The sequence below is a fragment of the Nocardia lasii genome, assembly GCF_042658545.1.
Classification (GTDB): Bacteria; Actinomycetota; Actinomycetes; order Mycobacteriales; family Mycobacteriaceae; genus Nocardia; species Nocardia lasii.
This window is the reverse complement of record NZ_JBHSQN010000013.1, coordinates 1-19,898: the sequence shown is the minus strand read 5'-3', so window position 1 is coordinate 19,898 and position 19,898 is coordinate 1. Positions and strand designations below refer to the sequence as shown.

Sequence of the window (19,898 nt, the reverse complement as noted above, 5' to 3'; positions counted from 1 at the left end):
ATACCGTGTTCACCAGTGTTATCGCGGCGCGTCGCCGCGCCGTCCCCGTGCTCGCCCTGCTCACCACCGCCGTGGTCACCGGCTGCGGCGGTCCCGCCCCGGCCGCCACCACCGCCGCGGAAAGCGGCTTCCCCCTGACTATTTCGAGTTGCGGACGGGATGTGACGTTCACGTCGGCACCGCAGCGCGTGGTCACCGTCGGCTCGATCGCCGCGCCGCTGATCGCCGCGGCGGGTGCCGCCGACCGCATCGTCACCCGCACCTTCGAGGCCGCCGCGTTCCCCGGCGAGTACGCCGATGCGTTGCACGACATCGAGATCACCGCGCCCACCGCCGAACTCGCCCGCGAGGAGATCATCAGCCGCTCGCCCGACCTGGTGGTCAGCGTCGAGGGACTCACGGTGAGCCACGAGGATCTCGCGCAGGTGAACATCCCGCTGATCGTGAACCGCGGGTACTGCAAGGACGCGGCAGGTACCTTCGCCGACACCTTCGCCGACATCGAGCTCTACGGCAAGCTCTTCGGCACCGCCGAGGCCGCCGACGCCGAGGTCGCCACGCTGAGACAACGCGTGCAGGCGGTGACCGACAAGCACAGTGGCACAACGGCTTCGCGTCCGGGCGCCACGCTGATCCTGTCGCGTGACGGCGCCCAGCTCAAGGCCTACGGGTCCAAGAGCACCGTGCACGAACAGATGCGCATCCTCGGCCTCGACAACATCTACGGCGACATCGCCAAGCGCAATTTCGAGGCCAACACCGAAACGCTCATCGCCGCCGATCCCGCGGTGATCATCCTGCTCACCCAGGGCGATCAGACCCCCGACGAGGTCCGCACCACCCTGCGCCAGCGACCGGAACTGGCCGGGCTGCAAGCGATCCGCGACAACCGGATCATCGTGGTGCCCTTCGGCTACACCGGTCCGGGCCCGGTCGCCGTCGAGGGCCTCGAGGTCCTCGACCGGGAACTGACGGCGCTGCGATGACCGCGACGACCACCGACTACCGCGTGCGGCCCGCCGGGCTCGACGACCTGCCCGGCGCCCGCAGCGTCATGCTCGACACCTTCTACCGGGTGTTCGGCATCGGCTACCTGCCCGACTACCACCGCGACGTGATCGACCCCGACACCGCCTACCTGCGCCATCCGCGCAACCGGCTCTGGATCGCCGAACACGAGGGCACCATCGTGGGCACCACCGCGATCCGGGCGCAGGGACCGGCACACCCGCCGCACCCGGCCGAACTCGCGCGCCGCTACCCCGACGCGACGACCGCCCAACTGTTCCGGGTCTACGTGCGCCCCGAACACCACCGCCGCGGCCTGGCCACCCGGCTGGTGCGCGCGGCCGTCGACCACGTCACCGCCACACCGGAATTCGACCGGCTGTACCTGCACACCGACGACCGAACGCCGGGAGCGCTGGACTTCTGGCTGACGTTCGGCCACATAGTGAGTGACGCGCGCGGCGCCCACGACGGGTTCCAGACGGTGCACCTGGAAATCCCGCTGGATCGAACCCGGCACTGACACTGGCGCGGTCACGACGGACACGGCACTATCGAACTCGTGGCAGATCTGCGAATCACGCGACGTCGAGGTGCGGCGTCGTGACCGCGCTGGCCCCCGGTGAGAACCGGCCCGCCCCCGGCGAGCAGCTGACCGTCACCGTGGCGAGCTCCGCCTCGGTGGACGTGTCGGCGCTGCTGGTGAACGCGGCGGGCACGGTGCGTTCCGACGCCGACTTCGTCTTCTTCAACCAGCCCGCCGGACCGGGAGTCACCTACCGCCACGGCAACGGCGGCCCCGATGTGGTGACGGTACAGACCTCGGCCCTGCCCGCCGACGTGGACAAGGTGGTGGTCACCGCGAGCCTCGACGGGCGCGGCCCCGCCACCTTCGCCACGGTCGGGAATCTGACCGCGACCATCGGATCCGGTTCCACCACACTGACTTTCCCGATCTCGGGGCTCACCACCGAGAGCGGCGTGGTGTGCGTGGAGATCTATCGCCGAGGCGCGGACTGGAAGATCCGGGCGATCGGCCAGGGCTACGACGACGGATTGGCAGGCTTCGCTTCAGCTTTCGGCGTCAACCTCGACGACGACCCCGAACCCCCTGCCGCACAGCCTGTTCCGCCCTCAGCCCAGCCTCCCGCCTACCCCTCGCAGCCGGGGCAGTTCGCCCAGCCGCCGAGCCGACCGGCGTATCCGGCCACTGCCGCACCCCACCCCGCTCAGGGACAGCCCGCCCCCACTCCCTCGTTCGCCTCCCAGCAAGGAGCTCCGCCCGTGCACAGCGACCTTTTCGATCCCTCGCACGCCGAGGTCAACGGCCTGGGCATCCAGAAACAGGGCGGCAAGATGGTCAAGGTGGGCCTGAACGGGGAGGTGATGGCGCGGTCCGGGTCGATGGTCGCCTACCAGGGCGAGTTGAAATTCGAGGCGCTCGGCTCCGGCGGCATCGGACGCGCCATCCGCCAGCACCTGACCGGCGAGGGCGTGCCGCTGATGAAGGTGTCCGGGCGCGGTGACCTGTTCCTGGCCAACAGCGCCGCCGACGTGCACCTCATCGACCTCGACGGCTCCGACGGGCTCACCATCAACGGCGCCAACGTGCTCGCCTTCGACTCCACCCTGCGCTACGACGTCGGCCGCGTGCAGGGCGCCGCCGGGTACGCCTCCAACGCGGGCCTGTTCAACTGCGTCTTCACCGGCCGCGGCCGCATCGCCATCACCACCCACGGCAGCCCGGTCGTGCTCAATGTCGACCAGGCCACCTACGCCGACCCCAATGCCGCCGTCGCGTGGTCGTCGAGCCTGCGGACCGGCATCAAACGCAACGACTCCTTCGGCCTCGGCCGACTCATCGGCCGTAGCACCGGTGAGGCGAGCACCCTGTCGTTCTCCGGTCAGGGCTTCGTCATCGTCCAGCCCTCCGAGCTGCCACCGGGCGGCCTGATCGGCGGCACCGGCGGCGGCCAGCAGGCGGGCACCGGCGGCAGCATCTTCGGCTGAACCCGAATACGACAAAGGCCGATACGCGCGGTGCGTATCGGCCTTTTCGCTGCTGATTACCCCGTGCGCTCCTTGCGGGCCTGGCGCCGGGCCTCGCGCATATCGTTGAGTTCCTGCTCGAGGCTCTCGGCGATGCGGAACTGGCCGGTGTCGTAGATGCTGGTCGGCTCGATCGCCTCGTAGCCGAAATTGGCTTCGGCGAAAGCCTTTTCGACGCGGGCCTCGATATCGGAGATCCGCTTGCGCGCGACCGGCGCGGCGTCGGCGGCCTCGACCGCCTCGGTCTTGACCGGTTCGGCGGCGGGCTCGGGAGCCGCCGGGGCCGTGACGGTCTTCTTCGCGGTGGCCTTGTCCGACAGCGACGGCTTGCCGATGCCGAACCGCTTGCGCTTCTCGGTGGGGCGGGGGCTCGCGACCGGTTCGGTCGGCGTCCAGGCCGGTTCGCGGGTGATCTCGGGGGTCGTCGCGGCCGGGGCGGCGGCGATGGCCTCGACGCGCGGCGCGCCCGCGACCGGCGGGGTGTAGGTGAGACGGATGCCCTCACTGGACTGCCCGGCCAGCAGCGAAGTGGACGGATCGGGCAGGTCCCTGACCTGGCTCGTCGCGCGCGTGATGGCCAGGCCGTACCGGGCGCTCACGGCGTCGTGGATGAGCAGCGCCACGCCGATCATCACCGGCGCCACCGCGTGCACGGCCACGTCGTACCAACGCCCGTCGCGCACATAGGGATAGGTGTTGAGGGTGACGGTGAGGCTGAGCAGCGCGAGCTCGGCGAGGGCGACCTGGCGGCGGTTGTCGATCACGCCCCACTCGGCGACCTTGTTGGTGCCGACCATGATGATGATCAGACACACGCTGATCATCGCCTCGAGCAGGTAGCTGAACCAGAACAGCGGATCGCTCGGCCCACCAGGGGCGATGTTCTGCTGCACGTTCACCGCCGACCACAGCATGCCGGCGCCGACGACGCCCGCCAGTGCCTTGAGCGACCACGATCGGTGCCGGTACAGCGAAGCGAGCTTCGCGTGCGGGCTCGATTCGCGACGCTGGGCAGCCATCGCCTTTCTGGCGAGCAGGAGGTCTCGCATGTCGGCCTTCTCGATCGCTTCGGTGGTCTGACGGCCGCGGTCCGACGCGGACGCCATCGCCTGGACGTGCTTCCAACGCTGTTCGCGATCCTGTTCGCGGATGCGCTCGGCGAGTTCACGTTCGGCGGTCAGCTCCGCCTCCGACAACGCGTCGGTGAGAGCTGGATCGAATTGGTAGGCGAGACGCCCACGGGCACGCTCGACCCGCTGGGCGAGCTGGCTGACGTCGTCGGTGGAACCTGTTTCGATCGTCATGCCAGACCACCGCCCCGGGAGCGCAGAAGCAGGCGGGTGATCACACGTGTGAACGGCACAGGCCATTCTTAGTCGATTTACCCTCGAGCGCGAAACCGATGTTCCCACTGAGCACCCCGGACACGGCGCGCCGCGCGCGACACGCGCAAGTATTTCGGTCCGACGCCGAGAGACCGAAGATAATCCACCGCCCCGGTCGCGGCCGGATTTTCGACGGTTCGATGTGCGACCGTTGCCGATGCCGTTGCCCGCCACCGCCGCCGGGGCGGATCCGCCCGCTTCGCCGACATGCGCGCGCCCGCGCGCCTAGGGTTGGACGTGGGGGCGCGCGGCGTCGAGATCTACTGCGGAAGTGACGAATTGACCGAGCAGACAAGCGAACTCGATCAGGCGATCGCGCAGCGACTGGAACCGTGGACCGCTCGACTCGGGGCCGATCGCAAGGCCTACTTCCACCACGTGCTCCGGGTGCTCCGCCTGGCCGATCTGCTGTTCGCGCGCACCGGCGAGCCGGGTCCGGCGCCGAGCGCGCGCGAGGAGTTCCGCGCGGCCGCGACCTTTCACGACCTGGGCATCTGGGCCGCGGGCACGTTCGACTATCTCGAACCCTCGTGCGCGCTGGCGGGCGACTGGCTGATCGCGCAGCGGCGCGAGGACCTCACCGAAGTGGTCGCCGCGATGATCCGCGACCACCATCGCCTGCGCGCCACCGGCGGCGCCGCCGATCCGACCGAACTGTTCCGCCGCGCCGATCTGATCGACGTGACCTGCGGCGCGCGCCGCTTCGGCCTGCCGTATTCGGCCTACGCCGCGCTGCTGCGCCGCTACCCCGACAGCGGCTTCCACTGGAAGCTGGCCGACCTCACCGTCCGGCGGACCCTGATCCATCCGCTGTCCCCGCTACCCATGATTCGCTGGTGAGCGCCCTTTACCCACGCGCTATTGTCACCGCGCCAATACTGATGCACACTGGTGATCGAAGTCACCGGTGCCGCCTGGACCGGTGCTGTCCGAGCCGCACTAAGGAGACTCGATGGCCGCCAACCGGTCCAGCTGGATGAACGAGGACCTCGACGCCCTGCGCGACATGACGCGCGCGTTCATGGCCAAGGAACTGGTCCCCAATATCGACAAGTACCGCGAGCAGCACCACGTCGACCGCGACCTGTGGAACAAGGCCGGCGAAGTGGGCCTGCTGTGTATCTCGATCCCGGAGGAGTACGGCGGCGGTGGCGGCACCTTCGCCCACGAGGCCGTGCTCATGGAGGAGCAGGCCCGCGCGGTCGACACCTCGTGGGGCATCAGCCTGCACAACGGCATCGTGGCCCACTACCTGCTCGCCTACGGCACCGAGGAGCAGAAGCAGCACTGGCTGCCGAAGATGGCCAGCGGCGAGGTCGTCGGCGCGATCGCGATGACCGAGCCCGGCACCGGCTCGGACCTGCAGGCGGTCAAGGCCAAGGCCATCCGCGACGGCGACGAGTACGTGGTCAACGGGTCCAAGACCTTCATCACCAACGGCGCCCAGGCCGACCTGATCATCGTGGTCGTCAAGACCGACCCCACCCAGGGCGCGTCCGGCGTCTCGCTGGTGCTGGTCGAGGCCGATCGCCCCGGCTTCCGCCGCGGTCGCGTGCTCGACAAGATCGGCCAGAAGGGCCAGGACACCTCCGAGCTGTTCTTCGAGGACGTCCGCATCCCGGTCACCAACCTGCTCGGCAGCCAGGAGGGCCAAGGCTTCGTCCAGCTCATGCAGCAGCTGCCCCAGGAGCGCCTGATCGTGTCCATGGGCGCGGTCGCGGGCATGGAGGTGGCGCTGGATCACACCCTGCGCTACACCAAGGAGCGCGAGGCCTTCGGTCGTCCGGTGTTCGGTTTCCAGAACACCAAGTTCAAGCTGGCCGAGGTCGCCACCGAGTCGCGCATCGCGCGCGTGTTCATCGACGACTGCGTCGAGAAGCACATCCGCGGCGAACTCGACATCCCCACCGTCGCGATGGCCAAGTGGTGGACCACCGACAAGGCGATGCAGATCGCCGACACCTGCCTGCAGCTGTTCGGCGGCTACGGCTACATGAACGAGTACCCGATCGCGCGCATGTGGGTCGACAACCGGGTCCAGCTGATCTACGCGGGCACCAACGAGATCATGAAGGAGATCATCGCGCGCAGTCTGTAGCCCGACCTATCCGTCCTCGCCCCCGAGCCGAATGTCCTTCGGAAGGCAAGCGCGACTCGGGCGAGGACGGTGCGGTAACAGTGGACACGGACGGCAGCGACGCGACCCGAGGGCCCGGACCGGAACCGGTGCTGCCGGATCGCGCGCGGATGATGCGGGCGGTGTGCGGGGTCGCCGGTGACGGCGATCCCGTGCTGCGCGCCGCGCACGAACTGGCCGCCCTGCACGAACGCCGCGAACAGCTGATTCCCGGCGATACCAGCGAGATCGATTGGGCCCGAGCCCGTTTGGTGTGCGAGATCGACCGCTGGGTCGTGCTGCGCTCCCCCACCCCCGCCACCTCGGCGCCGATCCACACCGAGAGCATCGGCGCGGTGGTGGACCGGATGGCCCACTTCGCCGCCCTCACCTACCGCGCCCTGACCTGCGGCGCCGACGCCGACCTGCACGCCGCGCAACTGCGCCTGCACGAATTGTCCTGCGGGTACGACGATCTCGTGATCGAGGTGGCCAGCGGCGCGCGTCGACTGCCCGACGGACTCGACGGTGAATCGCCCGAAGACGTTGACACCCAACCCGATCGGCTCCGCGAGTAGCGGGTTCACAGCATTCCCACCGCGACCAGCCGCCATCGCCCCTTGACGGTGTCGATCCGGCCCGCGATGGCCAGGGTGCGCGGTCCGCGCTGGTAGGAGGCGAACACCTCGGCGCCACCCGATTCGGCGGGCGTGAGCCGCACCCGGGTGAGTGCGGCGGTGCCCAGTGCCCGGCCCGGCGCCGAATCCTGGGTGAGCATCGTCGTGACGGCGGCGAGCGCCTTGGGTTCGGCGAACTCGCGCAGGTGCTGCGGTGGTCTGCGCCGGTCGATCACCTCGAGCAGGAGGCGAAGGACCTGCTCGGTGAAACGTTGTGCGCTCGAGGCCGATTCGATCAGCGGCGCGGCACTGGGGCACGAGCCGCGCACCACCCGGCGGATGCTCGCGGGCGTGCCACCGGCCGGGCGACGACGCTGCATCGGCGTAACCCGTTGCTTCGCAACGCTGTTCACGGGTCGCGAGATCTGGTCCCCGCCCTCCAACCCCGGCTCGCAATGCGGCGCGGGCGACAACGACAGCCGATCCGAAACCATGAGCTCGTCCCCTCGAGTCCCACCACCCACTCCCCAGTGATGGCGCACAGCATGCCACGGCGCTCCGACATGTTCCACGGATTCGAAACAGGTCACCGCACGTTGTCCGCACCGTGTCCGCACCTCAGAACAGGGTCATCGGCCCGTCGGGCTCGGGAACGGGTTGCGCGGGCAGTTCGGGCACCACCGCGCGCACCTCGTCGTGGAACCGGCGGGCCAGATCGCGCGCGGCGGCGTTGTCGGGGGTGTGCACGAACACCGTCGGCGAACGACCCTCGCGCAACCACGCCGCCACGGTCGCCACCCACGGCTGCCACCCCGCCACGGTCCGGTCGATGTCCGCGCGCCCGTGGTAGCGCACGATCGGATACTCGGTCAGCGCCCGCGTCCGCCGCGGCACCCGGGGCTTCTTCGCCCGCGCCTCGAACTCCGAGGGATCACCGGGCGGCCCGTCGAACAGCACGGTCGTATCGAAGGGCACCCATTCGGCCCCGATCCGCCCGAGCACCCGTTCCAGCTGCACCGCCGCGCGCTCGTCGGTGAAGAACGCCGGATGCCGCACCTCCACCGCGCACCGCAGCCCACCGGGCAGTTCCCGCTGAAACCGAGCCAGCGCGCCGAGATCGGTGGGCCCGAACGAGGCGGGCAGCTGCACCCACAGGGCATGCACCCGCGACCCGAGCGGCGCCATCACATCGAGGAACGCGCCGAGTTCGGCGCCGGCGTCGACCAGTCGGCGCTCGTGGGTCACCGCGCGCGGCGGCTTGAGCACGAACCGGAAATCCGGCGCCGTCTGCCGGGCCCACGACTCGACCGTCGGCCCGGACGGGGTCGCGTAGAACGTGGTGTTGCCCTCCACCGCGCCGCAGTGTCCGGCGTAGGCGCGCAACCGCTCACCCGGCGGCAAGGCTCGCTGCTGCCATCGCGGATGCTGCCACATGGCACAGCCCACCCGCAGTTCCCGCACAGCCCGACCGTAATACAGCCACCGGCCGCGCCTAAAATGAGACCGGTTGCCACCATGTCGCCCCAGTGCGCGGGTGACGGGCTGTCCCGTCGTTTCCGGTGCGCACGACGGAAAGGGCCTGTGATGGCGATACTCACCAGCGAGCGGCCCCGTGCCGCCACCGCGAGCCGCGCGTGGCTCGGCGTGTCCGCCGCCATGGTGGCGATCGCGTGGGGCGGCAACGAGTTCACCCCGCTGCTGGTGATGTACAAGGCCCACGGCCTGCCGCTGACCGCGGTGGACCTGCTGCTGTTCTACTACGTCCTCGGCATCGTGCCCGCGCTGCTCATCGGCGGCCCGCTCTCGGACCGGTTCGGTCGCCGCCCGCTCATGCTGCCCGCCCCGCTCATCGCCGCGGCCGGTTCGCTGCTGCTCGCGGTGGGCGCGGCCTCGGTGCCGATGCTGGCCGCCGGGCGGATGCTGTGCGGGGTGGCCCTCGGCTTGGCGATGGCCGTCGGCGGCAGCTGGCTCAAGGAACTCTCGCAACCACCGTTCGCGGCGGCCGCCGTCGGCAAGGGCGCGCGCCGGTCGGCGATGAGCCTGACCGCCGGTTTCGCGCTCGGCGCGGGTGTGGCCGGGACGCTGGCCCAGTGGGGTCCGCTGCCCGATTCCACCGCCTATCTCGTGAACGTCGCGCTGTGTCTGGCGACGGCGTCGTGGGTGGCCAGGACCCCGGAGACCGTGACGCGGCCGGCGAATCCGGGGCGGTTGCGCGATGATCTGAAGATCCCCGCCGCCGGCCATCGACGCTTCCTGCGCGTCGCGGTGCCGATCGCCCTGTGGCTGTTCACCGCCAACGCCACCGCCTACGCGGTGCTGCCGACGCTGATGTCGCCGCGCGTGCAGCAGGCCCCGATCGCCTTCTCCGCCCTGGTCACCATGGTCACGCTCGGCTGCGGTTTCACCATCCAATCGGTGGCGCGCCGCATCGACCGCCCCGGCACCGCGCGCGCCGCCGTGGTCGCGCTGGTGCTGCTCACCACCGGCATGGTCCTGGCCGCGTGGACGGCGGCGACCCTGAGCATCTGGGTCACCCTGCTCACCGCCGTGGTGCTCGGCAGCGGTTACGGCATCGGCCTGGTCGCGGGCCTCCAGCAGATCGAACGCATCGCGCGCCCCACCGACCTGGCCGGGCTCACCGCGGTCTTCTACTCGGTGAGCTACCTCGGCTTCGGCGTCCCCGCGATCCTGTCCTCGCTGCACAGCGGCCTCGGCTTCGGCTATCCGGCGATGTACCTGGTCACCGCCGCGATCGCCGCGGGCTGCCTGGCCCTGGTCGCCGCGAACTACCGCGAACGACGCTGAACCGCGCGGCTCCACACACCACGATTCGCGCGGCTCCGCACACCACGGCAGTCGGCCCCGCTGCCGCACGCGACGGCTCGGTCTACCTACTCGGCGCTAAGTTGAACCCGTGACACCGGTCGACATGCTGCTGCGCTGGGAGAACTCCGGTGCCGTCTGGCGCGTCGTCGACCGCCGCCCCGACTCGGTCACCATCGCCCTCTACGACTGCGCGGGCGGCCAGGAAGTCGACCGTTTCCGCTCCGCCGACCCCGCCCTGCTGCGGTTTCTCGGCCAACGCACCGGCAGCGAGGACCCGGACGCGGACCCCGAACGGGGTTAGGGTGGTTGACGCTATCGCTTCACGTCCGCCCGGCCCGTTCGCGGCCGGATCGCCAAGTGAGGAGAGACGACTATGTCGGCAGCTACCAACGGCCTATCCGCCGGAACCTGGGTCATCGACCCCGCCCATTCCACCCTCGAGTTCTCCGTGCGACACCTGATGGTGAGCAAAGTGCGCGGGCGCTTCACCGACTTCTCCGGCAAGCTCGTCGTGCACCCCGACGGCAGCGCCGACGCCGAGGTCGAGATGAAGGCCGCCTCGATCACCACCGACAACGCCCAGCGCGACGGCCACCTGGCCACCGCGGACTTCTTCGATGTGGCCAACCACCCGATCGCCACCTTCAAGGCCACCGGTTTCAAGGCCCTGAGCACCGAGTTCTCGGTCACCGGCGATTTCACCATCCGGGGCAATACCCACCCGGTCACCCTCGATGTCGAATTCCTCGGCACCGGTCCCGGCATGGCCGACGCGCCCGTCGCCGGTTTCACCGCGACCGCCACCATCAACCGCCGCGATTTCGGTCTCACCACCGAGATGCCGATGGCCGACGGTGGCGCCGTGATCGGCGACAAGATCAACCTCTCACTCGATGTCGAGGTCGGCTTGCAGAGCTGATCCGGGGCGAGGGGTGCGATCTCCGGCAGCACGCGACGACACCACCGGCGGGCCGCGACGTGTCGGCGTGCCCGTCCTCGCCCGCCCGGCTCGACGCGGATACGCGCGCCGCGCCGGGTTGCTCATGTCGAGGGCACTCGCGGCGGCGACCGCGACGGTGGTGCTCACCGGCACCGCCATGGCCTGGTCGGCGATCCAGGACGTGCAGACCGGCTTCACCCACTCCACCGCGCTCGAGGTCAACGCGCCGCGCTCGGTCGGCGGCGCGCTCAACATCCTGCTGATCGGCCTCGACACCCGAAAAGACCTCGACGGCAACGACTTACCGCCCCACATCCTCGAGCAGTTGCACGCCGGCGACGGCAGCAACGGCGGCTACAACGCGAATTCGCTGATCCTGCTGCACATTCCGGCCGACGCGAGCCGGGTCGTGGCCTTCTCGATCCCGCGCGACAACTACGTCCAGGTCGCCGACATCCCCGGCTACGAGCACATCAAGATCAAAGAGGCGTACGGGCTGAAGAAGGCCGCGGTGCAGTCGATGCTGATCGAGCAGGGCGAACACGATCCGGTGACGCTCGAACGCCGAGGTCGCGAGGCGGGCCGCGCGTCCATCGTGAGCACCGTCCGCGACCTCGTCGGGGTGCCGATCGACCACTTCGCCGAGATCTCCCTCGCCGGGTTCTACGACCTGGCGGGCGCGATCGGCGGCGTGGAGGTGTGCCTGAACAATCCCGTCGACGACAGCGCGTACTCCGGCGCGGTGTTCCCGGCAGGCCGCCAGCACCTCGACGGCGCGCAAGCCCTGGCGTTCGTGCGCCAACGCCACGGACTCCAGCACGGCGACCTCGACCGCACCCACCGCCAGCAGGCCTTCCTCGCCTCGGTCGCCCGCTCGCTCACCGCCTCCGGGACGCTGACCGAACTGAGCAAACTGGCCTCGCTGCTGGATGTGGCGCACCGCAACATGGTGCTCTCGCAGGGCTGGAATCTGTTCGACTTCGCCCGCGACCTCGGCGCCGCGGGCTCGGTGCCGGTGCAATTCCAGACGCTGCCGGTAGTCGGGTACGACGTGATCAACGGCCAGGACGTGAACATCATCGACCCGGCCGCGATCAAACGACAGGTGCGGGCGGCGTTCGGGGTCGATACCGATTTCGCCCTGAGTGTGGACCCGCCGCCCGCCACCGACTCGCTGCCGCCGACGGATGGGGGACCGCCCGTATCGGCCAGAGCCGTGTCCACCGGGGTGGAAGACGAAATCCCCTGCGTCGACTGAGTTTCCGGCCTGCTTCTCACACCTGCGTCACATCCGGATACGCGTCCTGGCGATACCCCCCGCGCAGCGTCCCGTCCAGATACGCCGCCCGACAAGCCCGCCGCGCGATCTTCCCGCTCGAGGTCCGCGGAATCGACCCCGCGGGCACCAGCAGCAGATCCCGCACCATCACCCCGTGCCTGCGCGCGATCGCCGCCCGCGCCACCTCCACGATCGGCCCCGGCTCCAATTTCGCCGCGCCCGTGCCCCTTTCGGCCACGATCACCAACTGCTCGGCCTCGGGATCGGCGGCCTCGGGCGCCGCCTGCGCGGGCAACTCCCCCGCCCGCACCGAGAAGGCCGCGATGAAGCCCGGTCGCAGGGCCGAACTCGCTTCCTGCGCGGAGTATTCGAGGTCCTGCGGGTAGTGGTTGCGGCCGTCGACGATCACCAGGTCCTTCACCCGACCGGTGATGAACAGCTCGCCGTCGTGATACGCGCCGAAGTCGCCGGTCCGCATCCACTTCGCGTCCTCGGGCGTGCCCTCGGCGCGGCTGCCCACCGGCACCCGCGCGCGCACCCGAGCGTGGAAGGTCTGCTCGGTCTCGGCCGGTCGACCCCAGTATCCGACGCCCATATTGTCGCCGTGCAACCAGATCTCGCCGACCTCACCGTCGCGCCGCTCCACCCCGGTCTCGGGGTCGACGATCACCGCCCACTGCGAGCGCGCCACATACCCGCACGACACCTGCGCCACCGCGTCGGCGGCGTGCTCGTCACACTCCACCATCCGCCCCGCGTTCAACTGCCCGCGATCGACGTAGACCACCCGCGCCTCGTCGTCGCGCTTGGTCGCCGAGACGAACAGCGTCGCCTCGGCCATCCCGTAGCAGGGCTTGATCGCGGTCTTGGACAGCCCGTAGGGCGCGAACGCCTCGTTGAACTTGCGCATCGAGGCCACCGACACCGGCTCGCTGCCGTTGATCAGCCCGATCACATTCGACAGATCGAGGTTCTCGTCCGCCTTGGGCAGCCCCCGCGTAGCCGCGTGCTCGAACGCGAAGTTCGGTGCCGCGGAATAGATCTCGGCCCCGTCGGCCTGGGCGGCCAACTCCTTGATCCAGCGCGCGGGCCTGCGCACGAACGCGCTCGGCGACATGATGGTGATGAACTTGCCGCCGATGGTCGGCAGGATCACCGTGAGCAGCCCCATGTCGTGGAACAGCGGCAACCAGGTGACCCCGCGCGCGTTCTCGGTGATCCCGATGGCATCGATCATCTGCAACAGGTTGGTGCCCACCGAGCGGTGCGTGATCTCCACCCCGGCGGGCACCCGGGTGGACCCGGAGGTGTACTGCAAGTAGGCGACACTGTCGATATTGATGTCGGGCCTGCGCCACCGCGCGCCGACCGTATCCGGAATCGCCTCGACCGCGATGATTCTGGGCCGCTGCGCCGCGGGCAGTTCCCGGAAGAAGTTCCGCACGCCCGCCGCCGCGCTACCGACGGTGAGCACCGCGGCGGGCTCGCAGTCGCCGAGCACCGCGCGCAACCTGTCGCTGTGGCCCTGCTCCTCCGGATCGAACAGCGGCACCGCCACATTGCCCGCGTACACCGCCGCGAACAACGCCACCACATAGTCGAGCCCTTGGGGCGCCAGCACCGCCACCCGGTCGCCGGGCCGGGTCACCTGCTGTAGACGCGCGGCCACCGCGCGCAATCGCACGCCGAATTCCCGCCAGGTCAGCTCCTGGTATCGACCCTCCCGTTCGGTCGAATAGTCGATGAAGCGGTAGGCCAGGTCGTCGCCGTTGGCCTCGCTGTGTTTGTCGACGAAGTCGATCAAGGTCTGATCACCGGGAATCCGGATGGTCCCGAGTTCGTCCACATAGTCGTCGAAAGTCTCGCCGATCATTCCCCATCCTTTTCACCGCCGTAATGACCACTGCCCGCCGTAATCACGGCAAATCGTCAATACCGCCCGAACGAGATCGCCACATTGTGGCCGCCGAATCCGAAGGAGTTGTTCACCGCGTAATCGATCCGCCCGCGCCGCGCCTGCCCCGACACCACATCCAGATCGATGGCCGGGTCCTGATTGTCCAAATTCAGGGTGGGCGGAATGATCCCGTCGCGCACACTGAGCACCGTCAGCACCGATTCGAGCGCGCCGACCGCGCCGATCGAATGGCCGAGTGCCGATTTCGGCGCGTACACCGAGGCGTGCGAACCGATGGCCTTGGCGATGGCGTTGGCCTCGGCGGTGTCCCCGATCGGGGTGGCGGTCGCGTGGGCGTTGATGTGGGTCACGTCGGTGCGGGTGATCCCGCCGGTCTGCATCGCCCGCGTCATCGCGCGCGCGGCGCCGGTGCCCTCGGGATCCGGTGCGACGAGGTGGAATCCGTCGGAGGTGACGCCCGCGCCGAGCAGCCGCGCGTGGATCGTCGCGCCGCGCGCCTTGGCGTGCTCCTCGGTCTCGATCACCATCATCGCGCCCGCCTCGCCGAAGACGAAGCCGTCGCGATCGACGTCGAACGGCCGCGACGCCGCCTTGGGATCGTGGTTGCGGGTGCTCATGGCCCGCATCTGGGTGAACGCCGCGATCGGCACCGCCTGGATGGACCCCTCCACCCCACCGGTGACCACCATGTCGGCATCGCCCATCACGATCATCCGCCACGCGTTGGCGATCGCCTCCGAACCCGACGAGCACGCCGAGACCGGCGTGTAAACCCCTGCGCGAGCACCCAATTCGATGCCGACACAGGCCGCGGGACCGTTGGGCATGATGGCCTGCACGGTGAGCGGGGAGACCTTGCGGTAGCCGCCGTTGCGCAGCCGGTCGCGCGCGTAGATCAGCGATTCCGCGCCGCCGAGCCCGGTGCCGATCGAGACGCCGAGCCGATCGCCGTCGACCTCGGGATTGCCTGCGTTGCGCCATACTTCGCGCCCGAGCACCACGGCCATCTGCTCGACATAGGACAGTTTGCGCGCCTCTTCGCGGGTGAGCGAGAGGGCAGGCGAGACCTTCAGATGGCCGCCGATCCGCACCGGCAACTCGAACTCGTCGATGAAGGCATCCTCCAAGACGTCGATTCCGCTCTCGCCGTTGAGCAGACCCTTCCAGGTCGAGTCGACGTCACCCGCGATCGACGTGGTCGCCGCCAGGCTCGTGACCACGATATCCGTCATAATTTTTCGCTCACTCTCTCTAGCTATGCCACGACTGATCGGGAACCGCTGATGGAGCTGAACCGGTGGAGCGTATCCGCACACGGCGCGACGCGCCCAAATTCTTCGCACGGCGCTCGAGCGCACCGTGTCGTTTCCAGGCGTTCGCTTTTCAGGTGCGCGAGGCCGGGTCTATTGTGACGACGGGCAACACTACCGGACCGACGCAAGTCTCGCTTTTCACTGACCGGAAAGGGCAAACGAGCGTGGCACCGAACCTGACCCAACTGGAACTACTGATCGAGCTCGAACCCGTCGCCGCGAGCAATGTCGACCGCCATCTGGCGATGGCCAAGGACTGGCACCCGCACGATTATGTGCCGTGGGAACGTGGCCGCAACTTCGCCGCGCTGGGCGGAATCGATTGGGAGCCAGAGCAATCCGGGCTCAGCGAACTCGCCAAGGCGGCGATGGTCACCAACCTGCTCACCGAGGACAATCTGCCCTCCTATCACCGTGAGATCGCCGAGAACTTCTCCCGCGACGGAGCGTGGGGCACCTGGGTCGGCCGCTGGACCGCCGAGGAGAACCGCCACGGCATCGTGATGCGCGACTACCTCGTGGTCACCCGCGGCGTCGACCCCGTCGCGCTCGAGCAGGCTCGGATGATCCACATGACCACCGGGTATTCGGCGATGGCCGTGGTCGATGACAAGGCCCCTGGCTTCGACGTCAATTCCGCTTCGGGCGCGGGATTCCTGTTCTCGGTCGCCTATGTGACATTCCAGGAGTTGGCCACCCGGGTGAGCCACCGCAATACCGGTCGCGTGTGCGACGACCCCGTCGCCGACCGGATGCTGGCCCGCATCGCCGCCGACGAGAACCTGCACATGATCTTCTACCGAAACCTGTGCGCCGCCTCGCTGGACCTGGCCCCCGACCAGACCATCGAGGCGATCAACACCATCGTGCAGAACTTCCAGATGCCCGGTGCCGGCATGCCGGGCTGGCGACGCAACGGCGTGCTGATGGCCAAGCACGGCATCTACGACCTGCGCCAGCATCTGGAAGAGGTCCTGCTGCCGGTGCTGCGCAAGTGGAACATCTTCGAGCGCACCGACTTCGGGCCGCGCGGCGAGGCGGCGCGTGAGAGTCTCGCCGCCTTCCTCGAGCGGTTGCGCGGCGATGTGCTGCGGTTCGAGGAGCAGCGGGATCGTTCCCTGGCGCGCGCGGCGCAACGCGGCCGCCAACTCGTGTGAGCCGTCCGGCCCGGTCGCTATCTGGCCGGGTCGCGACGGGTGTCGTTCTTCTTGCGATACATCGCCGCGTCGGCGGCGTGCACCAATTCGTCCACCTCGCTGGGTAATTCGGCGAAATACGCGGTGCCGATGCTGGCGCCGACCGCGAGCATGTGCCCGTCCACCTCCAGCGGCTCGATGAGCGCGGCCAACAGTTCGTCGGCCAGTCTCGCCAACGGCGTTTCGCCGGAACAGTTCTCGACCAGCACCAGGAACTCGTCACCACCGATCCGGGCGGCGAACGCGTCCACCGGGCGCGCCACCTCGCGCATCCGATCGGCCACCACCGTCAGCACCCGGTCGCCGATCGCGTGCCCCCACAGATCGTTGATCTCCTTGAAACCGTCGAGGTCGAGGTAGCAGATCCCGATCGGCGACCGCGCGTGCGCGAGCCGGTTGAACAGGTGCGGACGGTTGGGCAGGCCGGTGAGCGCGTCGTGGTTGGCGTCGTGCCACAGCTGGTCGGCGAGCTGTTTGCGCTCGGTGACGTCGACCGCCACCCCGATCAGGAACTCGATGCCGCCGTCGGTGCCGCGCACCGCCGACATCGACAGGTCGATCGCGGTCACCCGGCCGTCGGTGTGCAGGTGCTCGGTCTCGGTGCGGAAACTCTCGGACTCGCCCGCCACCATGAGTTGGAGTTGCTCGAACGCGAAGGTGAGATTCTGCGGGCCGAGGATGTCGGCGACGGTGCGCCCCGGCATGGTCTCCGGGGTCTGACCGAGCATCTGGGCCATGGTGGCGTTGCAGTTGACCACCCGACCGGTCATGTCGACGGTGCCGATCCCGACCAGCGCGCCGTCGAACACCGCCTCGAACCGGGCCTCCGACAGCGCGCGGCGGGTGTCGGCCTCCTGCGCGGCGTCGAGCACCGCCGCCAACGTCTGCTCCTGCTCCTCGAGCGAGGCGCCCCGCAGCGCGGCGGTGAAGCCCGCCGCGAAATCGGCGGCCAAGCCGATCGCCCGATCGCGGATCCGTGGCAGCGCCGGATCGTCGGGACCGTCGGCGGCGACCTCGACCAGCTCGGCGGCGAGGATGCGCACCGAGCGACTCACCGCCGCGGGATCGCGATAGTTGACGGCGACCAGCATGCGCGCGGCCCGGCGCGCGATATCGGGATCCTCCCCGCCGCGCACCGCGTCGATCAGCCCGATGCACACCGCCGCCAGCATCTCCTCGATCTGGGTGCGGTTGAGGGTGGGAGCGACGACGCCGTCGAGGGCGTCGGCCCACCGACGCGCCAACTCCCACGACCCCACTGCCTCATCCACCTGTCATCGTGTACCGCCCGCCTTGTCCAGGCGGCTCAATCCTTGCGCGCGACCCCGCCGAGCCCCAGCGATCGGCCGGGCTTCTCGTGCTGATCGCGATCCGATTCGGGCCGCCACAGCGGCAACTCGACCACACCGGGTTCGATCGACCCCCACCCCTGGAACAGTGCCACGATCTCTTCCTTGGACCGGAAGTGGATACCGACCTTGGACTGGTTCACCGAATGTGTCCCCAGCTTACCGGCGTCGTCGGGCCGAAGCTCGGAGGTGAGATGTGAAATGGCAATGAAACTGCCCGGCGCGACCACCTCCCGCAGCGCGGCGACCTTGCCGATCGGATCGTCGTCGGCGGCGACCAGGTGCAGCACCGCGATCAGCAGCAAGCCCACCGGTTCGTCGAAGTCGATCAGCCCGGTCTCGCGCACCGCGGCGATCAGATCATCGGGTTTGCGCAGGTCGGCCTCGATCGCGCCCGCCCGCTCGTTGCCGGCCAGGATGGTGCGCGCGTGCGCGACCGCGACCGGATCGATGTCGACGTAGAGCACCCGGGCCAGCGGATCGATCTCGTGCACGATCTCGTGCACATTGCCCGCGGTGGGGATGCCCGACCCGATGTCGAGGAACTGCCGGATCCCGGCGTCGAGCATGAACCGCACCGCCCGGCGCAGGAAGGCACGATTGCTCAGTGCCAGCCGAGGCAGGTCAGGGACCATCTTGATGGCCGTCTCCGCCGCTTCGCGATCCACCGCGAAGTTGTGCGAACCGCCGAGTAGCGCGTCATACATTCGCGCCGGACTCGGATACTGCATGTCGACACCTTCGGGCGCCCACTGTGGCCTCTGCACGTCCACTCCCCGTTCCGCCCTGTTCGGCCCTCCCGAGACTTCCGCCGGGAGACTGGCCCACGAGCCTGTAGCGATCGGACCGACGGAATCTGTGTCGGTACACGGCTGAGCGTACCCGCGCGGTGACTCAGGTTCTTGCGAAGCGAGCGCTACTGAGCGGGGCCGAACGGTTTCGCCCAGAGGGGCGCGACATCGGGAGTCATGGTGGCCACCACCGGGATTCCGGCGTCGAGGAAGTTGTCCAGGGCGCGGCGCATATGGTCGGCGGAGGTGATCAGCACCGCCTTGGTCACGCCGAGCGCGGCCATCATCCGGGCGGAGAACGCGGCGTTCTGGACCGTCGAACCCGCCTCGGTCTCGGCGTGCAGCCGATCCCTGGCGATGCCACGGACATTGAGCCAGTCGGCCATCACCTGGGCTTCGGTGATGCCGTTGCGCGGGTTGCCGCCGGTCACGATCACCGGCGAGGCCGGGGACATGAAGGCCTGAATCAGGGCCGCGTGCAAGCGATTTCCGAGTTCGGGGCGCATGGTGCCGTCGGGGAGCAACCCGTAGCCGAGGACCACGATCGCGGTCTCGGGACCGTAGGTGGCGGGCAGATCGATGCCGGCGATATCGGCCACCGCATCGACCACCCCGATCAGCGGATCCGGTTCGGCCGTCACGGGCGGTGCGGTGGCGACCAGCGCGCCGAGCAGCGCGGCGGGCACGGCTACCGCGGCCGCGCGACGACGCAGTGTCTGGTGAGTGCGGAACCAATCCATGGGGACCTCCCGAGGCGACGTCGCATAATCGTCGCGCACCGAGGCGCCGCGCATGAGGCTTTTTGAAATGTTGCATCTTCGCTTTGAAAGCAGTCACCGCGGAAGGCCGAAAGCCCTCCGGCCGCAACCGGAGGACCTTCGCGCCGAGGTCAGAACGGTTGGCCGGACAGCAGTCCGAGCAGCATGATCGGGAGCGCCACCAGGGGGAACAGCGCGGAGCGAAACAGTACCGCCTCCCCGAAACTCGGCCGGCGGCTCCCGAAGGTGTGCGTTCTCGATCGGGCATGCGGTCTGTAATTCGTTGCGCTCTGGGCGTGCCCGGTGAGTTACCCATGTGCCCGCGAAATCAGTTGTCACGGGAACGCAAAAAG

General features: G+C 69.1%; 19 protein-coding genes. 11 read left to right on the top strand and 8 right to left on the bottom strand.

Annotated elements, in window-relative coordinates:
- The first annotated feature begins 5 nt into the window (after positions 1–5).
- From ACFP3H_RS18425 to ACFP3H_RS18415, 3 genes are all read left to right on the top strand, one after another.
- Positions 6–986: an ABC transporter substrate-binding protein gene (locus tag ACFP3H_RS18425; RefSeq protein WP_378607682.1), complete on the top strand. Its 981-nt coding sequence runs from the start codon at positions 6–8 to the stop codon at positions 984–986.
- Complete coding sequence (locus ACFP3H_RS18420) at positions 983–1,531, top strand: GNAT family N-acetyltransferase (protein ID WP_378607680.1); 549 nt, start codon at positions 983–985, stop codon at positions 1,529–1,531. The genes ACFP3H_RS18425 and ACFP3H_RS18420 overlap by 4 nt, the downstream gene beginning before the upstream one ends.
- An 80-nt stretch (positions 1,532–1,611) precedes the next feature.
- The gene (locus ACFP3H_RS18415; RefSeq protein WP_378607678.1) at positions 1,612–3,018 is read left to right on the top strand and encodes an AIM24 family protein; all 1,407 of its coding nucleotides are present in this window, start codon (positions 1,612–1,614) and stop codon (positions 3,016–3,018) included.
- A gap of 56 nt (positions 3,019–3,074) precedes the next feature.
- On the opposite strand, the gene ACFP3H_RS18410 is transcribed toward ACFP3H_RS18415, so the two are convergent.
- Positions 3,075–4,361 (bottom strand): hypothetical protein, encoded by a 1,287-nt coding sequence (locus tag ACFP3H_RS18410; protein WP_378607676.1) that lies wholly within the window; start codon positions 4,359–4,361, stop codon positions 3,075–3,077.
- A 360-nt stretch (positions 4,362–4,721) separates the two neighbouring features.
- Between ACFP3H_RS18410 and ACFP3H_RS18405 the strand changes: the two genes are divergently transcribed.
- The 3 genes from ACFP3H_RS18405 (at position 4,722) to ACFP3H_RS18395 (ending at position 7,136) form a co-directional block, all read left to right on the top strand.
- The gene (locus ACFP3H_RS18405) at positions 4,722–5,282 is read left to right on the top strand and encodes an HD domain-containing protein (RefSeq protein WP_378607674.1); all 561 of its coding nucleotides are present in this window, start codon (positions 4,722–4,724) and stop codon (positions 5,280–5,282) included.
- A gap of 112 nt (positions 5,283–5,394) precedes the next feature.
- Positions 5,395–6,540, top strand: a complete 1,146-nt coding sequence (locus ACFP3H_RS18400) for an acyl-CoA dehydrogenase family protein (RefSeq protein ID WP_378607673.1) — start codon at positions 5,395–5,397, stop codon at positions 6,538–6,540.
- Between the two features lie 80 nt (positions 6,541–6,620).
- Positions 6,621–7,136 carry a DUF4254 domain-containing protein gene (locus ACFP3H_RS18395; protein ID WP_378607671.1) on the top strand — a complete coding sequence of 172 codons (516 nt, stop codon included), beginning with the start codon at positions 6,621–6,623 and terminating at the stop codon, positions 7,134–7,136.
- Positions 7,137–7,141: 5 nt separating this feature from the next.
- Here the strand turns inward: ACFP3H_RS18395 and ACFP3H_RS18390 are convergent, their stop codons facing one another.
- Together ACFP3H_RS18390 and ACFP3H_RS18385 are read right to left on the bottom strand one after the other, a co-directional pair.
- Positions 7,142–7,555, bottom strand: a complete 414-nt coding sequence (locus tag ACFP3H_RS18390; RefSeq protein ID WP_378607669.1) for an Rv3235 family protein — start codon at positions 7,553–7,555, stop codon at positions 7,142–7,144.
- A gap of 238 nt (positions 7,556–7,793) precedes the next feature.
- Entirely contained in the window at positions 7,794–8,636 is an 843-nt protein-coding gene (locus ACFP3H_RS18385) for a DUF72 domain-containing protein (RefSeq protein WP_378607667.1), read from the bottom strand.
- Positions 8,637–8,759: 123 nt separating this feature from the next.
- Here ACFP3H_RS18385 and ACFP3H_RS18380 point away from each other — a divergent pair, with 123 nt between their 5' ends.
- From ACFP3H_RS18380 to ACFP3H_RS18365, 4 genes are all read left to right on the top strand, one after another.
- Positions 8,760–9,980 carry an MFS transporter gene (locus ACFP3H_RS18380; protein WP_378607665.1) on the top strand — a complete coding sequence of 407 codons (1,221 nt, stop codon included), beginning with the start codon at positions 8,760–8,762 and terminating at the stop codon, positions 9,978–9,980.
- 109 nt (positions 9,981–10,089) lie between these two features.
- Positions 10,090–10,302, top strand: coding sequence for a hypothetical protein (locus ACFP3H_RS18375; RefSeq protein ID WP_378607663.1), 213 nt, complete (start codon positions 10,090–10,092; stop codon positions 10,300–10,302).
- 72 nt (positions 10,303–10,374) lie between these two features.
- Positions 10,375–10,920 (top strand): YceI family protein, encoded by a 546-nt coding sequence (locus tag ACFP3H_RS18370; protein ID WP_378607661.1) that lies wholly within the window; start codon positions 10,375–10,377, stop codon positions 10,918–10,920.
- A gap of 124 nt (positions 10,921–11,044) precedes the next feature.
- Positions 11,045–12,199 (top strand): LCP family protein, encoded by a 1,155-nt coding sequence (locus tag ACFP3H_RS18365; protein ID WP_378607659.1) that lies wholly within the window; start codon positions 11,045–11,047, stop codon positions 12,197–12,199.
- Between the two features lie 16 nt (positions 12,200–12,215).
- Here the strand turns inward: ACFP3H_RS18365 and fadD32 are convergent, their stop codons facing one another.
- Complete coding sequence (gene fadD32 / locus ACFP3H_RS18360) at positions 12,216–14,090, bottom strand: long-chain-fatty-acid--AMP ligase FadD32 (RefSeq protein ID WP_378608405.1); 1,875 nt, start codon at positions 14,088–14,090, stop codon at positions 12,216–12,218.
- Between the two features lie 59 nt (positions 14,091–14,149).
- Positions 14,150–15,397 carry a KasA/KasB family beta-ketoacyl-ACP synthase gene (locus ACFP3H_RS18355; protein ID WP_378608403.1) on the bottom strand — a complete coding sequence of 416 codons (1,248 nt, stop codon included), beginning with the start codon at positions 15,395–15,397 and terminating at the stop codon, positions 14,150–14,152.
- 218 nt (positions 15,398–15,615) lie between these two features.
- Here ACFP3H_RS18355 and ACFP3H_RS18350 point away from each other — a divergent pair, with 218 nt between their 5' ends.
- Positions 15,616–16,608 carry an acyl-ACP desaturase gene (locus ACFP3H_RS18350; RefSeq protein ID WP_378607657.1) on the top strand — a complete coding sequence of 331 codons (993 nt, stop codon included), beginning with the start codon at positions 15,616–15,618 and terminating at the stop codon, positions 16,606–16,608.
- 17 nt (positions 16,609–16,625) lie between these two features.
- On the opposite strand, the gene ACFP3H_RS18345 is transcribed toward ACFP3H_RS18350, so the two are convergent.
- The 3 genes from ACFP3H_RS18345 to ACFP3H_RS18335 form a co-directional block, all read right to left on the bottom strand.
- Positions 16,626–17,918: a diguanylate cyclase domain-containing protein gene (locus tag ACFP3H_RS18345; protein ID WP_378607655.1), complete on the bottom strand. Its 1,293-nt coding sequence runs from the start codon at positions 17,916–17,918 to the stop codon at positions 16,626–16,628.
- 35 nt (positions 17,919–17,953) lie between these two features.
- On the bottom strand, positions 17,954–18,763 hold the full coding sequence (locus ACFP3H_RS18340) for an SAM-dependent methyltransferase (protein ID WP_378607653.1): 810 nt from the start codon (positions 18,761–18,763) through the stop codon (positions 17,954–17,956).
- Between the two features lie 149 nt (positions 18,764–18,912).
- Positions 18,913–19,527, bottom strand: a complete 615-nt coding sequence (locus tag ACFP3H_RS18335) for a YdcF family protein (RefSeq protein WP_378607651.1) — start codon at positions 19,525–19,527, stop codon at positions 18,913–18,915.
- Between the last annotated feature and the right edge of the window lie 371 nt (positions 19,528–19,898).